At 58.8% G+C, this 13,597-nt stretch carries 12 protein-coding genes; 10 read left to right on the plus strand and 2 right to left on the minus strand.

The window, feature by feature from the left end; all coding sequences use genetic code 11:
* The first annotated feature begins 29 nt into the window (after positions 1 to 29).
* The 3 genes from AC07T0_RS06090 (at position 30) to AC07T0_RS06100 (ending at position 3,746) form a co-directional block, all read left to right on the plus strand.
* Positions 30 to 1,352, plus strand: coding sequence for a cation:dicarboxylate symporter family transporter (locus AC07T0_RS06090; RefSeq protein ID WP_495000323.1), 1,323 nt, complete (start codon positions 30 to 32; stop codon positions 1,350 to 1,352).
* 76 nt (positions 1,353 to 1,428) lie between these two features.
* Positions 1,429 to 2,277, plus strand: a complete 849-nt coding sequence (locus AC07T0_RS06095) for a VOC family protein (protein WP_495000324.1) — start codon at positions 1,429 to 1,431, stop codon at positions 2,275 to 2,277.
* A 263-nt stretch (positions 2,278 to 2,540) separates the two neighbouring features.
* Positions 2,541 to 3,746, plus strand: coding sequence for a pectate lyase family protein (locus AC07T0_RS06100; protein ID WP_495000325.1), 1,206 nt, complete (start codon positions 2,541 to 2,543; stop codon positions 3,744 to 3,746).
* Positions 3,747 to 3,789: 43 nt separating this feature from the next.
* Here the strand turns inward: AC07T0_RS06100 and AC07T0_RS06105 are convergent, their stop codons facing one another.
* The gene (locus tag AC07T0_RS06105) at positions 3,790 to 4,692 is read right to left on the minus strand and encodes a LysR family transcriptional regulator (protein WP_495000326.1); all 903 of its coding nucleotides are present in this window, start codon (positions 4,690 to 4,692) and stop codon (positions 3,790 to 3,792) included.
* A gap of 117 nt (positions 4,693 to 4,809) precedes the next feature.
* Here AC07T0_RS06105 and AC07T0_RS06110 point away from each other — a divergent pair, with 117 nt between their 5' ends.
* The 5 genes from AC07T0_RS06110 to AC07T0_RS06130 are packed head-to-tail and all read left to right on the plus strand — an operon-like array spanning position 4,810 to position 9,661.
* A complete protein-coding gene (locus AC07T0_RS06110; RefSeq protein ID WP_495000327.1) occupies positions 4,810 to 6,000 on the plus strand; it encodes a CaiB/BaiF CoA transferase family protein in 1,191 nt (396 codons plus the stop codon).
* Between the two features lie 15 nt (positions 6,001 to 6,015).
* Complete coding sequence (locus AC07T0_RS06115) at positions 6,016 to 6,984, plus strand: hydroxymethylglutaryl-CoA lyase (protein WP_495000328.1); 969 nt, start codon at positions 6,016 to 6,018, stop codon at positions 6,982 to 6,984.
* The gene (locus tag AC07T0_RS06120) at positions 6,981 to 7,376 is read left to right on the plus strand and encodes a VOC family protein (protein ID WP_103494366.1); all 396 of its coding nucleotides are present in this window, start codon (positions 6,981 to 6,983) and stop codon (positions 7,374 to 7,376) included. Before AC07T0_RS06115 ends, AC07T0_RS06120 begins: the two co-directional genes overlap by 4 nt.
* Complete coding sequence (locus AC07T0_RS06125; protein WP_495000329.1) at positions 7,373 to 8,314, plus strand: D-2-hydroxyacid dehydrogenase; 942 nt, start codon at positions 7,373 to 7,375, stop codon at positions 8,312 to 8,314. The genes AC07T0_RS06120 and AC07T0_RS06125 overlap by 4 nt, the downstream gene beginning before the upstream one ends.
* A 30-nt stretch (positions 8,315 to 8,344) precedes the next feature.
* Complete coding sequence (locus tag AC07T0_RS06130) at positions 8,345 to 9,661, plus strand: dicarboxylate/amino acid:cation symporter (protein ID WP_495000330.1); 1,317 nt, start codon at positions 8,345 to 8,347, stop codon at positions 9,659 to 9,661.
* A gap of 122 nt (positions 9,662 to 9,783) precedes the next feature.
* Here the strand turns inward: AC07T0_RS06130 and AC07T0_RS06135 are convergent, their stop codons facing one another.
* Positions 9,784 to 10,707: a LysR family transcriptional regulator gene (locus tag AC07T0_RS06135; RefSeq protein WP_495000331.1), complete on the minus strand. Its 924-nt coding sequence runs from the start codon at positions 10,705 to 10,707 to the stop codon at positions 9,784 to 9,786.
* 169 nt (positions 10,708 to 10,876) lie between these two features.
* Here AC07T0_RS06135 and AC07T0_RS06140 point away from each other — a divergent pair, with 169 nt between their 5' ends.
* Both AC07T0_RS06140 and AC07T0_RS06145 read left to right on the plus strand, forming a co-directional pair.
* The gene (locus tag AC07T0_RS06140) at positions 10,877 to 12,064 is read left to right on the plus strand and encodes an MFS transporter (RefSeq protein ID WP_495000332.1); all 1,188 of its coding nucleotides are present in this window, start codon (positions 10,877 to 10,879) and stop codon (positions 12,062 to 12,064) included.
* 69 nt (positions 12,065 to 12,133) lie between these two features.
* Positions 12,134 to 13,594 (plus strand): aldehyde dehydrogenase, encoded by a 1,461-nt coding sequence (locus AC07T0_RS06145; RefSeq protein WP_495000333.1) that lies wholly within the window; start codon positions 12,134 to 12,136, stop codon positions 13,592 to 13,594.
* The last annotated feature ends 3 nt before the right edge of the window (positions 13,595 to 13,597 follow it).

Here is a 13,597-nt window from a genome sequence, read left to right on the forward strand (position 1 = left end):
TTTCCTGACGTGGTACATAGGAGCTAACAATGAGAGTGACGCATGACGCGGTTCGCTTGCCGAACCAACAAGCGGCCGCCCAGCCCGGGAGAGCGCCGTTCTACTCGAATATGGCGTTCCAGATGTTCGCGGCACTGATTGCCGGTGCGCTGCTCGGAGTCTTTGATCCCGGTTTCGCTACTGAACTGAGTCCGCTGTCGGCGGCGTTCATGAAGATGATCAAGTCCCTCGTGGGACTGGTGATCTTTCTCACCATCGTTAATGGCATTGCCAATATCGGTAAAGGATCTAATGTTGGCAGGTTGGGCCTGCGCGCATTGATCTACTTCGAAGTCCTGACGACCTTGGCAATGCTCATGGGGTTGATAGTGTCCAAGCTGTTTACTCCTGGCGCCGGGATGAATATTGACTATCACACGCTGAATACGGGCGCCATCGTATCGTTCATTTCAACAGCAGAGCATCGGACAACCGTGGGTTGGTTATTGTCGATCATTCCCGACACATTTGTTTCAGCTTTCACCAGCGGGAACTTGCTCCCGGTATTGCTCATGGCGGTGATGTTCGGGGTTGCCTTGCTCCGCATGGGTCCGCGCTCTGCTGACGTCGTAGACCTGATGGAAAAGATCTCGGAGGCTGTCTTCGGGATGGTGGGCATGGTGATGAAGTTCGCGCCGTTGGCAGTATTCGGGGCCATCGGGTACACCATCGGCAATTATGGGCTTGGCTCGATGGTACCGCTGGCCAAGTTTCTCTTGCTGTTCTACCTGTGCTGTGTGGCTTTCATCATTCTGGTACTGGGGACGGTATGCCTGTACTCCCGGATCAGTCTCTGGCCTCTCGTCAAATATCTGCGGGTTGAAATACTACTGGCATTCGGGACAGCCTCATCCGAGGCAGTGCTCCCGAACATCATGAAAAAATTGGTGGACGCGGGGGTCAAGAAGCACGTCGTTGGTTTTGTAATTCCCGCCGGCTTTTCATTCAACCTCGACGGATCATCAATGTACTTTGTCATGGCGATCATGTTCATTGCCCAAGCGTGCAACATACCGCTGACGCTGACTCAAGAGCTCTCCATGATCTTGATCTTCATGGTCACCTCCAAGGGCATCGCGGGTGTTGCGGGAGCGGGTTTTGTCACCCTGGCCGCCACGTTGCAAATGTTTCCCGAAATACCACTGGCCGGCATTGTCCTTTTGCTGGGCATTGATCGCTTCATGGATGCCATGCGCACCGTGACGAATATTGTGGGTAACGCCGTGGCAACTCTGACGCTGGCCAGGATGGACGGCGCTCTGGATTACAGCGTACTCAATAATGCGTTGGGCATCTCGAAAAAAATTGATTAAACGGTCATGAGTTTTCAACGTCGGCGATGTGGAGTCCAATCGCCTCATTCACTTGATAAATCAGAAAGGCAAGACGATGACTGCAAAAGTCGGACGTGTAGATCACCCGGTAGTCGCAGTATACGACCTCAAGGCCACTCGCGCTCAATACCAGAAACTCGGCTTCGTCGTACCCCCCAGCGGCAAGCACCAGGAGTGGGGCACAGAGAACCTTTGCATCATGTTCGCTGGTGACTACCTCGAGATCCGGGGTATAGGCGATCCCAACAAATTCCTTGCTGGCGTGGATAAGTTTCTTGAAAAGGGCCAGGGTCTCTATAGCGTTGCGTTCAATGCCAAGTCGGCTGATGAAAGTTATAAAATGGGCATTGAGTCCGGAATTGGCATCGAGCCCCCAAAGCACCTCAACCGTAAGCTCGTCCTGGAGGACAAGGTGCTCGACCTGCATTTTCGGACTGTGATGCTTGACCATAGCCTTTATCCAGGCCTGACTCACGCAAACCTGTGCGAGCACCTCACCGCAGACACCCTGCGCCAACCAGGTTGGCTGGACCATCCAAATGGTGTGATTTCATTCGGACGCCTGGTGGGTGTCGTCAGCGACTTCGATGGCGCTGAGTCGGCCTACAACAAGCTGCTGGGACCTGAAAGCGTTCGCCGTGAAGCCGGTCGCATCTGGCTCAACTTTGGCGAGGGGGCAGATATTGAGCTGATCACCCCGGCCGAGGCCTTGCAGCGTGGAGATGATCATCCGGCCCGTGGTGACGCCTACCTTGCGTCCGCCACTCTAATGGTCAAGGACATCGCTACCACTGCCCAGGTGTTCTATGCGAACAATATCCGCTTCAGGGCCGAAGTAGATGGTTCTCTGCGTGTCGATCCGCAAGAGGCTTGTGGTGCGCATCTGTACTTCAAGCAAGCTTAATCCTGCTTGACCTCGGCCACGAGCGGCCGGTCCGTCTGGGACTTTTTTATACGGCGCTTTGGCGCCGTTTCCTGCGTGACCCGTTGGTAATGCGTGGGCTAATTCTGGTGGGCATGTATTTAAAAGTAAGCTGGCATAAGGCCCCGTGAATGCACACATTTTTTCCATATTGACTTCATTTTGACAGATTAATGTCATGATTTTAATCAGTTGATTAGCCAAGATTGGCGTATGCACCTCTTTCAATGCAAGGAACAAGATCCATGCCGCTGACCAGGTATATTCTGCCTTTTTTTATATTGTTCAGTTATTTGCCCGCTTATGCAGAGAACACCCCGCAGGGATTTGGAGCGGGGACCATCGGTGGAGCAGGTGGGGCTGTGGTGCGGGTCCATAACCGTAATGAGTTGCAGCATGCGTTGTGCCAGACTTACGGTCCCGGCGGTTTCTGTTCTGACGCCACGCCCCGTATTGTCGAGGTGGACGGTACATTCGATTACACAGGGACCGAGGGACGAGACGCCAAACCGGGATGTCTTTATGGCGATGCCTGTCCAGCTTCCTCGCCATATAAATCAGAAATGCTGGCTTTACTGAATTCCGACGACAAACATTGCGACGGCAAACCCATCATTCAGGTGGCCTTCGACAATGCCCCTAACAATCCGCTGAAGGTTGGCTCCAACAAGACTGTGATTGGCATTGGTGCTTCCGCAACGCTGAAAGGCAAGGGGCTGGCCCTCAAGGGCGTCAGGAATGTCATCATCCGCAATCTGACCTTCAGCGATATCAATCAGGGGGTCATCTTCGCGGGTGATGCGTTAACGCTGGATGATGTAGATCATGTCTGGATTGACCATAACCATTTCAAGAACATCGGGCGTCAGATGATCGTCGGCGGGTTCAAGCCCACCCTGCATGTCAGCATTTCCTGGAACGATTTCGATGGCGAAAATCTGTACTCTCACAACTGCAGTGGCAAGCATTATTGGAACCTGCTGATGGCGGCGAAGGCTCAAAGCATCACGATGTCCTATAACTGGTTTCACCATTTCTCGGGGCGCGCGCCAAAAATCGGTGGCGACGATGTGGTCGTCCATATGGTGAACAACTATTTTGAAGATGGTTCTTGGCATGCTCTGGATGCGGTCGATCCAGCCCGAGTGCTGGTCGAGGGCAATGACTTTGAAAATGTCGTCCTACCCATTACCCGGACCGATCATCCCGGCCATATTTTTGGCATGCAAGGCGACTTGGATGTGTCCTCCCAGGCTAAATGTCACGCGGTTCTCGGACGGTCATGCCTGGGTAATATCGCCAATCCACCCCCCAAGGTGAACGGTTTTAACACCGACAGCAGTGTGCTTGACGCTTTCGCCAAAATCCCTGGACCCCAGATCGAATCCCCTATTCCTGCCCAGGACGTTCCTGCGATGGTCAAGGCTGGGGCAGGTACGGGGCATATATGATCAGGCATATCATAGGTGATGACACAGGAGGCTTACGCCAGTGTCAGTCACGTATGCTACTCAGATAATCGAACAGCTTGGCCGCTTCCGGGGCCAGTTGCGCCGGATCCTTGACCCCGACGAACAAGGTGCGCTGGGCCCAGTCATCGCTCAGATCGACAGCAATCAAGCGGGTGCCGAGCAATTCGGCACGTACGGATGGCAACGGTAAGATCCCGATTCCCAAACCGGCTTCGATCATGCGACAGATACCGTCGAAGCTGCTGACCTGAATACGCACCTTGAGGACCTTGCCTGCATTCACGGCGGCATCGGTGATTCGGCGCAGCAACGAGCTGCCTTGGTTGAGCGCCACATAATCGAAACCGAGCGTATCCGTGAAGGACAGGCTGCGCTCTTTGGCCAGCTCATGGCCGACCGGCACCAGCAGCACGAGTCGGTCATTACGATAGGGCAGTTTGTACAGACCCTCAGCCGGTACGTTATCGGCAAATATGCCGATATCGGCACGCCCGTTTTCCACGGCCTGGATGATCGGTTCACTGAGGGCTTCTTCCAGCCCGATGCGTACGTGCGGGTTGGCCTGCAGGAAATGCGCGAGGTCATCGGGCAGGAATTGGACCACGGCGGAGGTGTTGGCGCACAAGCGCACATGCCCGCGCACGCCGACCGCGTAATCACTGGCGTCTGACGCCATGCGGTTCACCCCTTCAAGAATCGTGCGGGCGTGCTCCGCTATCCCTTGGCCCGCGGCCGTCAGTTCGAGTCCCCTCGGCAGGCGCACGAACAATGGACACTGGGTCGTGCGCTCCAGCTCGGCCAGGCGCTTGCTGGCCGCCGAAACCGTCATGTTGGCCTTGTCGGCGGCACGGGTCAGGTTTCCCGTCTCGGCGGCGAAGATCAGCAGGCGCAATGACAGCAGGTCGAAATGCAGGGGATTGATCATCAAAAGGGTCCGAGGTTTTCCAGTTTGGAAAGGGTAGTGGCGAAATATGAAATTTTCATCTGCCCGATTTGTGTCGATTATCCCTATCACAAGTACTCGACAAGAACGGTAAACGTCATGGGATTACCTCTGCAAGGTGTCAAAGTCGTGGAGCTCGGTCAACTGATTGCCGGGCCCTTCGCGGCGAAAATGCTCGGTGAGTTTGGCGCCGATGTGATCAAGATCGAGCCGCCGGTCAGCGGCGATCCATTGCGTAAATGGCGCTTGCTACACGATGGCACCTCCGTCTGGTGGGCCGCGCAGTCGCGCAACAAACGCTCGCTGACCCTGGATTTGCGTCAGGCCGAGGCGCAACAGGTGGTGCGCCAGTTGGTGGCTGATGCCGATGTGTTGATCGAGAATTTCCGCCCGGGCACCCTGGAAAGCTGGGGCCTGGGCTGGGACACGCTGCATGCGCTGAACCCGAAACTCATCATGCTGCGGGTCTCCGGCTACGGTCAGACCGGACCCTATCGTGATCGTCCCGGATTCGGCGTGATCGGCGAAGCCATGGGTGGCCTGCGGCATCTCTCCGGTGAGCCCGGGCGCACGCCGGTCAGGGTTGGCGTTTCCATCGGCGACTCGTTGTCGGCCCTGCACGGGGTGATCGGGATTCTCCTCGCCCTGCGTCATCGCGAGCAGAACAGCGGGGAAGGGCAGCAGATCGACGTGGCGCTGTACGAGTCGGTGTTCAACATGATGGAAAGCCTGTTGCCCGAATACTCGGTGTTCAACACCGTGCGTGAGCCCGCCGGCAGCAGTTTGCCGGGGATCGCCCCGACCAATGCCTATCGTTGCCGCGACGGCGGTTTTGCCCTGATCGCCGGCAATGGCGACAGCATCTATCAACGCCTGATGGAGGTGATCGGTCGCCGTGATCTGGGGGCTGATCCCGATCTCGCGCAAAACGACGGCCGCGTGTTGCAGGTCGAGCGCATCGATGCCGCGATCTCGCAATGGACCGCGCGGCTCGGCCTCGACGAAGTCCTGTCGATCCTGACCGAGGCACGTATCCCCGCCGGCAAGATCTACAACGCCGCCGACATCGCCCAGGACCCGCATTACCGGGCGCGCGACATGCTGCTCGACAGCCAGCTGGACGACGGCACACCCGTAACCTTGCCTGGCATCGTGCCCAAGCTGGGCACCACGCCCGGGCGCGTGATGCGCTCGGCACCGACCCTGGGCCAGCACACCGCCGAGATTCTCAGCGAGCTGGGTATCGACCCCGCGCAGCAGGCCGACTGGCGCCAACGCGGCATCATCTGAACCCGAGGAAATTTTATGAAACGTCTTTTCCTGCAGGAAGTCGCCACCCGTGACGGCTTCCAGAACGAAGCACGGTTTATCGAAACCGCCGACAAGATCGCCTTGATCGATGCCCTCAGCCAGTGTGGCTTCGCCAAGATCGAGGTCACCTCGTTCACCTCGCCCAAGGCCATTACCGCGCTGCGGGATGCCGAGGCGGTGATGCACGGCATCCGCCGCAATCCGGCGGTGGAATACACCGTGCTGGTGCCCAACGTGCGCGGCGCCGAGCGGGCCCTGGCGTGCAATATCGATGAAGCCAACCTGGTGATGTCGGTCAGTGAACCGCACAACCGCTCCAACCTGCGCATGAGTCGCGAGCAGTCGTTTGCCCAGCTCAGCGAAGTGTTTCGGGTCATAGGCCAGGGGCCGGTGGCGACCAATGTGTCGTTGTCGACAGTGTTCGGCTGTCCGATGCAGGGCGATGTGCCGGTGGGGGAGGTGCTGCACTGGGTCGAGCGCTTTGCCGAACTGGGCGCCCGTGGCGTGACCCTGTGCGACACCACCGGCATGGCCTACCCGAGCCAGGTCGAGGCGCTGTCCAGGGCGGTACGCGAGCGTTTTCCGGCGCTGCAACTGACCCTGCATTTCCACAATACCCGTGGCATGGCCCTGGCCAACGCGCTGGCGGCCATTGATGCCGGTATTGATCGTTTCGATGCCTCTCTCGGCGGTCTGGGCGGTTGCCCTTACGCACCGGGGGCCAGCGGCAATGTCTGCACCGAAGACCTGTTACACATGCTGCAGTTGATGGGCTTCGACACCGGGGTCGACCTGGACCGCGTGCTGACGGCTGCCGCACGGTTGCCGGGGCTGGTCGGCCACGAGATTCCCAGCCAGATCCTCAAGGCCGGTAAACGCCTGGACCTGCATCCGATACCCGCCCATGTCGCCAGCCTGGAAAAACAGGTGCCGTCGACCCGAACCCAGGAGCTGCAACCATGATCGACCATCTTGACCATCTGGTGCTGACCACCATCGACCCGGTGGCCGCCGAGGACTTCTATGTGCGGGTCATGGGCATGCAGGTGCAGACCTTCGCTGGTGGGCGCAAGGCGTTCGCTTTCGGCCAGCAGAAAATCAACCTGCACGTGCGCGGCCACGAGTTCGAGCCCAAGGCGCACCTGCCGGTGCCGGGGGCGCTGGACCTGTGTTTTATCGCCTCGATCCCCCTGGACCAGGTGATTGCCCACCTGGCCCGTGTCGACTGGCCGATTATCGAAGGGCCGGTATTACGTACCGGGGCCACCGGGCCGATCCGCTCGGTGTATGTGCGTGATCCGGATCTGAACCTGATCGAGATTTCCGAGCTCGTGCAGCCGGAGCGTGCAGTATGAGGGTGGTGTTTCTCGACAGTGCCAGCCTGCCCGTGGGCATTGCACGTCCAGCTTGGGTGACGGACTGGCAGGACCGTTCCGACACGGCGCCCGATCAGGTGGTGGAAGCCGCCCGTGCTGCCGATGCCGTGATCACCAACAAGGTACGCATCGGTCGGGCCGAATTGGAGCAACTGCCGAACCTGAAATTCATCTGCGTCGCCGCCACCGGTTACGACTGCATCGACCTGGCGGCCTGCCGTGATTTCGCCGTGGTGGTGTGCAATGTCCCGGCCTACTCGGCGCAAAGCGTCGCCGAGTCGGTGATCGCGTCGATCTTCGCCTTGCGCCGGCAGCTGTTCGCCTACCAGGCCGCCGCCGTGCGCGATTGGCCTGATTCGCGGCACTTCTGCGTCCACCGCGCGCCGATCCGGGATGTGCAGGGCAGTGTGCTGGGTATCGTCGGCAAAGGTGGCATCGGCCAGGCCACGGCACGTCTGGCCAGTGCCCTGGGTATGCAGTTGCTCTATGCCGAACACCGTGGTGTGGTCCCGGTGCGCAAGGGATATCAGGCGTTTGAAACGGTGCTGGCGCAAAGCGACGTGATCTCGCTGCACTGCCCACTGACCGAGCACACCCGCCACCTGATCGGTGCCGCGGAGCTGGCGCGGATGAAACCCGGCGCCGTGCTGATCAATACCGCCCGCGGGCCGTTGGTGGATGAAGCGGCGGTGCTCGCCGCCCTCGACAGCGGCCGTCTTGGCGGCGCCGCCCTCGATGTGTTGGGCCAGGAACCGCCGGCGGCTGACCAGCCCTTGCTCCATAGCCACCATGCCAACCTGATCGTCACGCCTCATGTGGCCTGGGCCAGCCAGAGCAGCCTGAAACGGCTCGCCGACGGCATCCTTGGCAACCTGCAGGGCTACTACTCGGGGAAGCTGATCAACCTCGTGTCGTAACGGCTTCACTACCTAACAAGAAGGTCAACCATGAAAACAATAACAATAAAACAATCGCGCGATTCAAGGCTACGCGGTGTGTTCCGCCATCTGTATGTGCAGGTGTTGCTGGCAATCCTGCTGGGCATCGCCTTCGGTCATTTCTACCCCAGCCTAGGCGAGGAAATGAAGCCGCTGGGCGACACGTTCATCAAGCTGATCAAGATGCTGATTGCGCCGATTATCTTCTGCACCGTGGTCAGCGGCATTGCCAGTATGCAGAGTCTCAAACGCATTGGCCGGGTCGGCTTTAAGTCGTTACTGTATTTTGAGGTGCTGACCACCCTGGCATTGGTGGTCGGACTGATCGGCGTGAATTTGATGCATCCCGGTGCGGGTATGCATATCAACCCGGCGAGCCTGGATGTCCATGCGGTCGATAGCTACAGTAAGTTGGCTCATGAACAGAGCGTGGTGGGCTTTCTCACCCATATTGTGCCTAGCACTGTACTGGGGGCGTTTGCCGAGGGCGATATCCTCCAGGTACTGTTCATTTCAATCCTGTTTGCCTTTGCCTTGCAGATGCTTGGCGCTGCCGGCAAGCCGCTGCTGAACCTGATCGACCTGGTGGCCCAGGCGTTTTTCCGTATGGTCAGGATCGTGATGTATGTCTCGCCGCTGGGAGCATTTGGCGGCATGGCCTTTACCATTGGCAAGTACGGTGTGGGCTCCCTGGGCGCCTATGGCAACTTGCTGATTTGCTACTACGTGACAGCGCTGTTTTTTGTGTTCGTGATTCTCAACCTGGTCGCGCGGCTGGCGGGTTTCAGCTTGTGGCAGTTTCTCAAGTACATCCGCGATGAACTGTTTCTCGTGCTGGGCACCTCGTCTTCGGAGTCGGCCTTGCCGCGCTTGATGGGCAAACTGGAGCGCCTGGGCTGCGAGAAGTCGGTGGTGGGGCTGGTGGTGCCGTCGGGGTACTGCTTCAACCTCGATGGCAGTTGCATCAACATGACGGTGCTGGCGATTTTCATTGCCCAGGCGCTGGATATCCACCTGGACCTGTGGCACCAGGTCACCTTGTTGTTCATTCTGCTGTTGACCTCCAAAGGCGCGGCCAGTGTCACTGGCGGTGCGTTCATCACCCTGGCGGCCACCCTCGGTAGCCTGGATGTGATCCCGGCGGCCGGACTGGTGCTCGTACTAGGGGTCTATCGATTCATTTCCGAGGGCGGGGCGCTGATCAATGTGATCGGCAACGGTGTGGCCACGCTGTTCATTGCCAAGTGGGAAGGGGCGCTGGACGAGGAGAAGCTAGCGGCCGAGTTGCACAAGGGCAGTGCCCGTGAGCTAGAGGCACAGCCCTGAAAGAGTTGTCGCAAGACGGCCCCAAGACCACTCAGTCCACGAAAGCTGGGTGGTTTTGGGTTTCTAGGTGTGGTATCCCAGATTGTTGTCGCTGTTGTTCTCTTTCGTTGTTTAATCCTTATTTACATAGTAATGGGGTTTAGTTGCGAAGCGCATTCCAGCAGCATTTGGCGCAACCAACGGTGCGCGGGGTCATCATCTAAGTGTTTGGGCCACGCCAGCGTTTCTACCAAGGGCGGCATATCAAACGGTACCTCGACCAAGCGCAGGGGCAGCAGCTGCGCAAAGTATGTGGCCAGACGCCGGTGTAGGGTGGCGATGCGCTTGGTGCCGATAACGAGCGAGGGCAGGGTGGTAAAATTGTCCACGCTGGATTCGACGCGTCGCTGTACCCCATAACGGGGTAAGAACCATTCCTCGAAAGCCACGCTTCGGCTGTCGCCAATCTTGACCGAAGCGTGGCCCATCTGCAGGTATTGATCAAAGGTCAGTGAGGCGCCGACTTCCTCGTTGTGCGTCCAGACTATGCACGCGTGTGTATCGATAAATAGCGCGACTTTAGGGTGTGTCAGTCCATCGGTGTATTGGTTGGGCATGATCATCAGGTCGACGTCATCTCGTTCGAACAGCTCCACCCCGTCACGCGGAGGGTGGCGGATATCCAACGCGACGCCGGGTGCCTCTTGCGCCAATCTCACAACCAAGCCGGGCAGCAGCACAGTCGTCACGTAATCGGAGGCGTAGAGGGAAAAGCGCCGTTGCACGGTGGCGGGGTCAAAGTCCGGTTTTATCGAAATCGCTGCCTTGGCCCTCGACAACGTTTCGCGTACCGGGCCGATCAAGCTCAGACCCATAGGTGTAGGTAACAGCTGGCGACCGACCGGGGTGAGTAGCTCATCGCCAAAATACTCCCGCAACCGGGCCAGTGCCGCACTGGCAGCGGACTGCCCGATGTGCAATCGCTCGCTGGCGCGGGTCACGTTGCGCTCTTCAAGCAACACATCCAGAGCGAGCAGGAGGTTCAGGTCAAAGCCATTCAAACGCATGGTGTGGATCTCGTTGTTATATGAATGAAATCGATGGCGCGCATTGATCGAACTTGTTTTTCAGGCACTCAGGCCGACCTTATCGTACACGTGAGCCTTCTGGCCCGTGAGGATCAGGAGGAAGTCCAACAATAAAAAGTGCTTGAGCACGCTGGCCGGAGATACGTCCATGAACACTCCAGATACCGTCGGTGGTCGGGCCGTCCTGACCTTGGCACACGTTGCCGGAATGGTTGACATGGTGGCGTTGCCACTGTGGATCGGAGCCCTGATGCAGTACTACCAATTTAGCGCACCTCAGGCCGGAGGAACCGTTTCACTGTTTCTGCTGGCAGTGGTGCTGGTCAGCGGTGCGCTGGCACCGCACTTCAGTCGTTTGCCCCATCGTCTGTTGGCTGCCGCAGGCTTTGCCGTTGCCGCGTGTGCATTTTTCCTGGCCTATGACCAACAAGGTACCTCAGAGCACTGGGGCGTCCTGATCGCGCTGCATGGCTTGGCAGGAGTCGGTATTGGCTGCGCCTTGTCGGTGACCCATGGGGCGATCGGGCGCAACGGTAACCCGCATCGCCTGTTTGCCATGGTGAGCATGGCGTTGGGGCTTTCTGCGGTGTTGTTTCTTAGTTTGATGCCGATGTTCATTGCCCGTTTGGGGGCACCGGTCCTGTTTCTCGCTTTCGCACTATTGATGACTTTGGCGGCAGTGGTAGCGGCGTTGTTTTTCCCTTCGATTGAAGTTCGATTGGCGTCCACTCAGTCGGCTACGGGCAAGGTGCGTCTGCCTCGCTCGACGTGGCCGATCATCGGCGTGGTGATCTGCCTGACGATGAATCAGTCGATGGTGTTTGGTTTTCTCGAGCGCCTGGGGCATTCGCGTGGTTTCAGCAGTGGGGAGGTCAATGGCGTCCTCATCTGCCTGGGCCTCGTCAACTTGTTGCCCGGACTGCTCGCGGCGTTATTGCAGAAGCGCTGGTCGGCTACCTGGGTCGGCATGGTGGGCCCGGTCATACAAGCCATTCTCGCTCTGGTCATGGTGCAAACCCCACAGTTTGGCCCCTATGCCTTGGCAGCAAGCCTGTATGTCGCCGTCGTGATCTTCACCCATACCTTTCTCTTCGGCCTGCTGACTCGGCTGGATCCCTCGGGGGCCGCAGCCTCCGCGACACCGGCGATGACCATGATCGGTTCATGCATCGGTCCTCTTCTGGGCGGATTGGTTGTGGCCAGCATCGGTTACCAGGGATTGGGCTGGGCAGCCTGCCTGATTGCACTGGTGGCTGTGCTGTTGATGCGTCTGGTCCAGCGCCGCGAGCAGGCGTGTGTCAGCCCCCGACGTACTGTGGCTCACGAAGCTGCCTGAAACAGCGATCACCTCTAGCCGGTGATATCCGCACACCTTGCTCCCCCTTCTCGAACGATGGCGAATGCTATGAAAGATATCTGCATGATAATCGGCGGACAGTCGGTCCGCGCCCACCCTGATGAATGCTTCGAGCGGCTCGACCCGTTGAGTGGCGAGGTGGCCAGCCGTGCTCCGGCCGCGAGTGTGCAAGACGCGCGTGACGCGGTGGACGCTGGTGCTGCCGCGTTCCCGGCCTGGGCCGCCATGGGGCCAAGCGCACGTCGGACACTGTTGCTGGCGAGTGCCCGCGAACTGGCGGCACGCTGCGATGAGTTCACCGACTTGATGGCCCGGGAAACCGGTGCTTCGAGACTCTGGGCTGAGTTCAATGTTCACCTGGCCGAGAACATGTTAATTGAGGCGGCTTCGCTCACTACTCAAATTGGTGGTGAAGTGATTCCTTCTGATCAAGCGGGCAGTCTGTCACTGGCGCTGCGTGTGCCGGCTGGGGTAGTACTGGCGATTGCTCCCTGGAATGCGCCTGTCATTCTCGGCGTGCGTTCCCTGGCGATTGCCCTGGCCTGCGGAAATACCGTGGTAATGAAGGCCTCGGAGCTTTGCCCGGCTACTCACGGGTTGATCGTCGAGGCACTGAACTGTGCCGGCTTGCCCGCCGGTGTACTCAATTTCATCACCAATGCCCCCCAGGATGCCGAAGCTGTGGTCGAGGCGATGATTGCCCACCCGGCAGTGCGCCGCATTAACTTCACCGGCTCGACCCGAGTGGGCAAGCTGATTGCCGAGACCTGCGCGCGTTATCTCAAACCCTCTGTTCTGGAACTGGGGGGCAAGGCACCGTTGCTGGTGCTCGATGATGCCAATATCGATGCGGCGGTGGACGCGGCGTGTTTTGGCGCATTTATGAATTCAGGTCAAATCTGCATGTCCACCGAGCGGCTGGTGGTCGACCGGCAGGTGGCTGACGAGTTCGTTGCCAAACTGGCGTACAAGACCAGTCGACTGCCCAAAGGTGATCCGCGCATTCACACCGATGGACCCACGGTGTTGGGCGCAGTCGTCGACAGGGCGACCTTGGCGCGTTGCAATGCCCTGATCGCCGATGCCCTGGCCCAGGGCGCAACCCTGGTCTGTGGCGGGGTTGGCGACTCGTTGATTATGCAGGCCACGTTGCTGGATCACGTGACTGAGCGCATGCGCCTTTACAGCGAAGAGAGTTTCGGTCCGGTCAAGGGCATTGTCCGGGTGGCGGGCGTGGAGGCGGCCATCGCTTGCGCCAATGACAACCCCTATGGCCTTTCGGCGGCGGTGTTCGGCAACGACGTCGCCCGTGCTCTCGAAGTGGCCAAGCGTATTGACACAGGTATTTGCCACATCAATGGCCCCACCGTACATGACGAGGCGCAGATGCCTTTTGGCGGCGTGAAAGGTTCCGGCTGGGGTCGCTTTGGCGGCAAGGCGGGCATCGATTCGTTCACCGAGTTGCGCTGGATGACCATTCAAACAACACCCCGTGAGTATCCCTTCTGAAGG

This window comes from Pseudomonas sp. GW821-FHT04D07, from assembly GCF_059420225.1.

What these genes read in the sequence shown, in the direction of transcription:
- AC07T0_RS06135 (WP_495000331.1), bottom strand. Translation starts at nt 10,707, where the DNA reads ATGCGTTTGAATGGCTTTGACCTGAACCTCCTGCTCGCTCTGGATGTG.
- AC07T0_RS06110 (WP_495000327.1), top strand. Translation starts at nt 4,810, where the DNA reads ATGGGATTACCTCTGCAAGGTGTCAAAGTCGTGGAGCTCGGTCAACTG.
- AC07T0_RS06120 (WP_103494366.1), top strand. Translation starts at nt 6,981, where the DNA reads ATGATCGACCATCTTGACCATCTGGTGCTGACCACCATCGACCCGGTG.
- AC07T0_RS06130 (WP_495000330.1), top strand. Translation starts at nt 8,345, where the DNA reads ATGAAAACAATAACAATAAAACAATCGCGCGATTCAAGGCTACGCGGT.
- AC07T0_RS06105 (WP_495000326.1), bottom strand. Translation starts at nt 4,692, where the DNA reads ATGATCAATCCCCTGCATTTCGACCTGCTGTCATTGCGCCTGCTGATC.
- AC07T0_RS06145 (WP_495000333.1), top strand. Translation starts at nt 12,134, where the DNA reads ATGAAAGATATCTGCATGATAATCGGCGGACAGTCGGTCCGCGCCCAC.
- AC07T0_RS06095 (WP_495000324.1), top strand. Translation starts at nt 1,429, where the DNA reads ATGACTGCAAAAGTCGGACGTGTAGATCACCCGGTAGTCGCAGTATAC.
- AC07T0_RS06125 (WP_495000329.1), top strand. Translation starts at nt 7,373, where the DNA reads ATGAGGGTGGTGTTTCTCGACAGTGCCAGCCTGCCCGTGGGCATTGCA.
- AC07T0_RS06100 (WP_495000325.1), top strand. Translation starts at nt 2,541, where the DNA reads ATGCCGCTGACCAGGTATATTCTGCCTTTTTTTATATTGTTCAGTTAT.
- AC07T0_RS06115 (WP_495000328.1), top strand. Translation starts at nt 6,016, where the DNA reads ATGAAACGTCTTTTCCTGCAGGAAGTCGCCACCCGTGACGGCTTCCAG.
- AC07T0_RS06090 (WP_495000323.1), top strand. Translation starts at nt 30, where the DNA reads ATGAGAGTGACGCATGACGCGGTTCGCTTGCCGAACCAACAAGCGGCC.
- AC07T0_RS06140 (WP_495000332.1), top strand. Translation starts at nt 10,877, where the DNA reads ATGAACACTCCAGATACCGTCGGTGGTCGGGCCGTCCTGACCTTGGCA.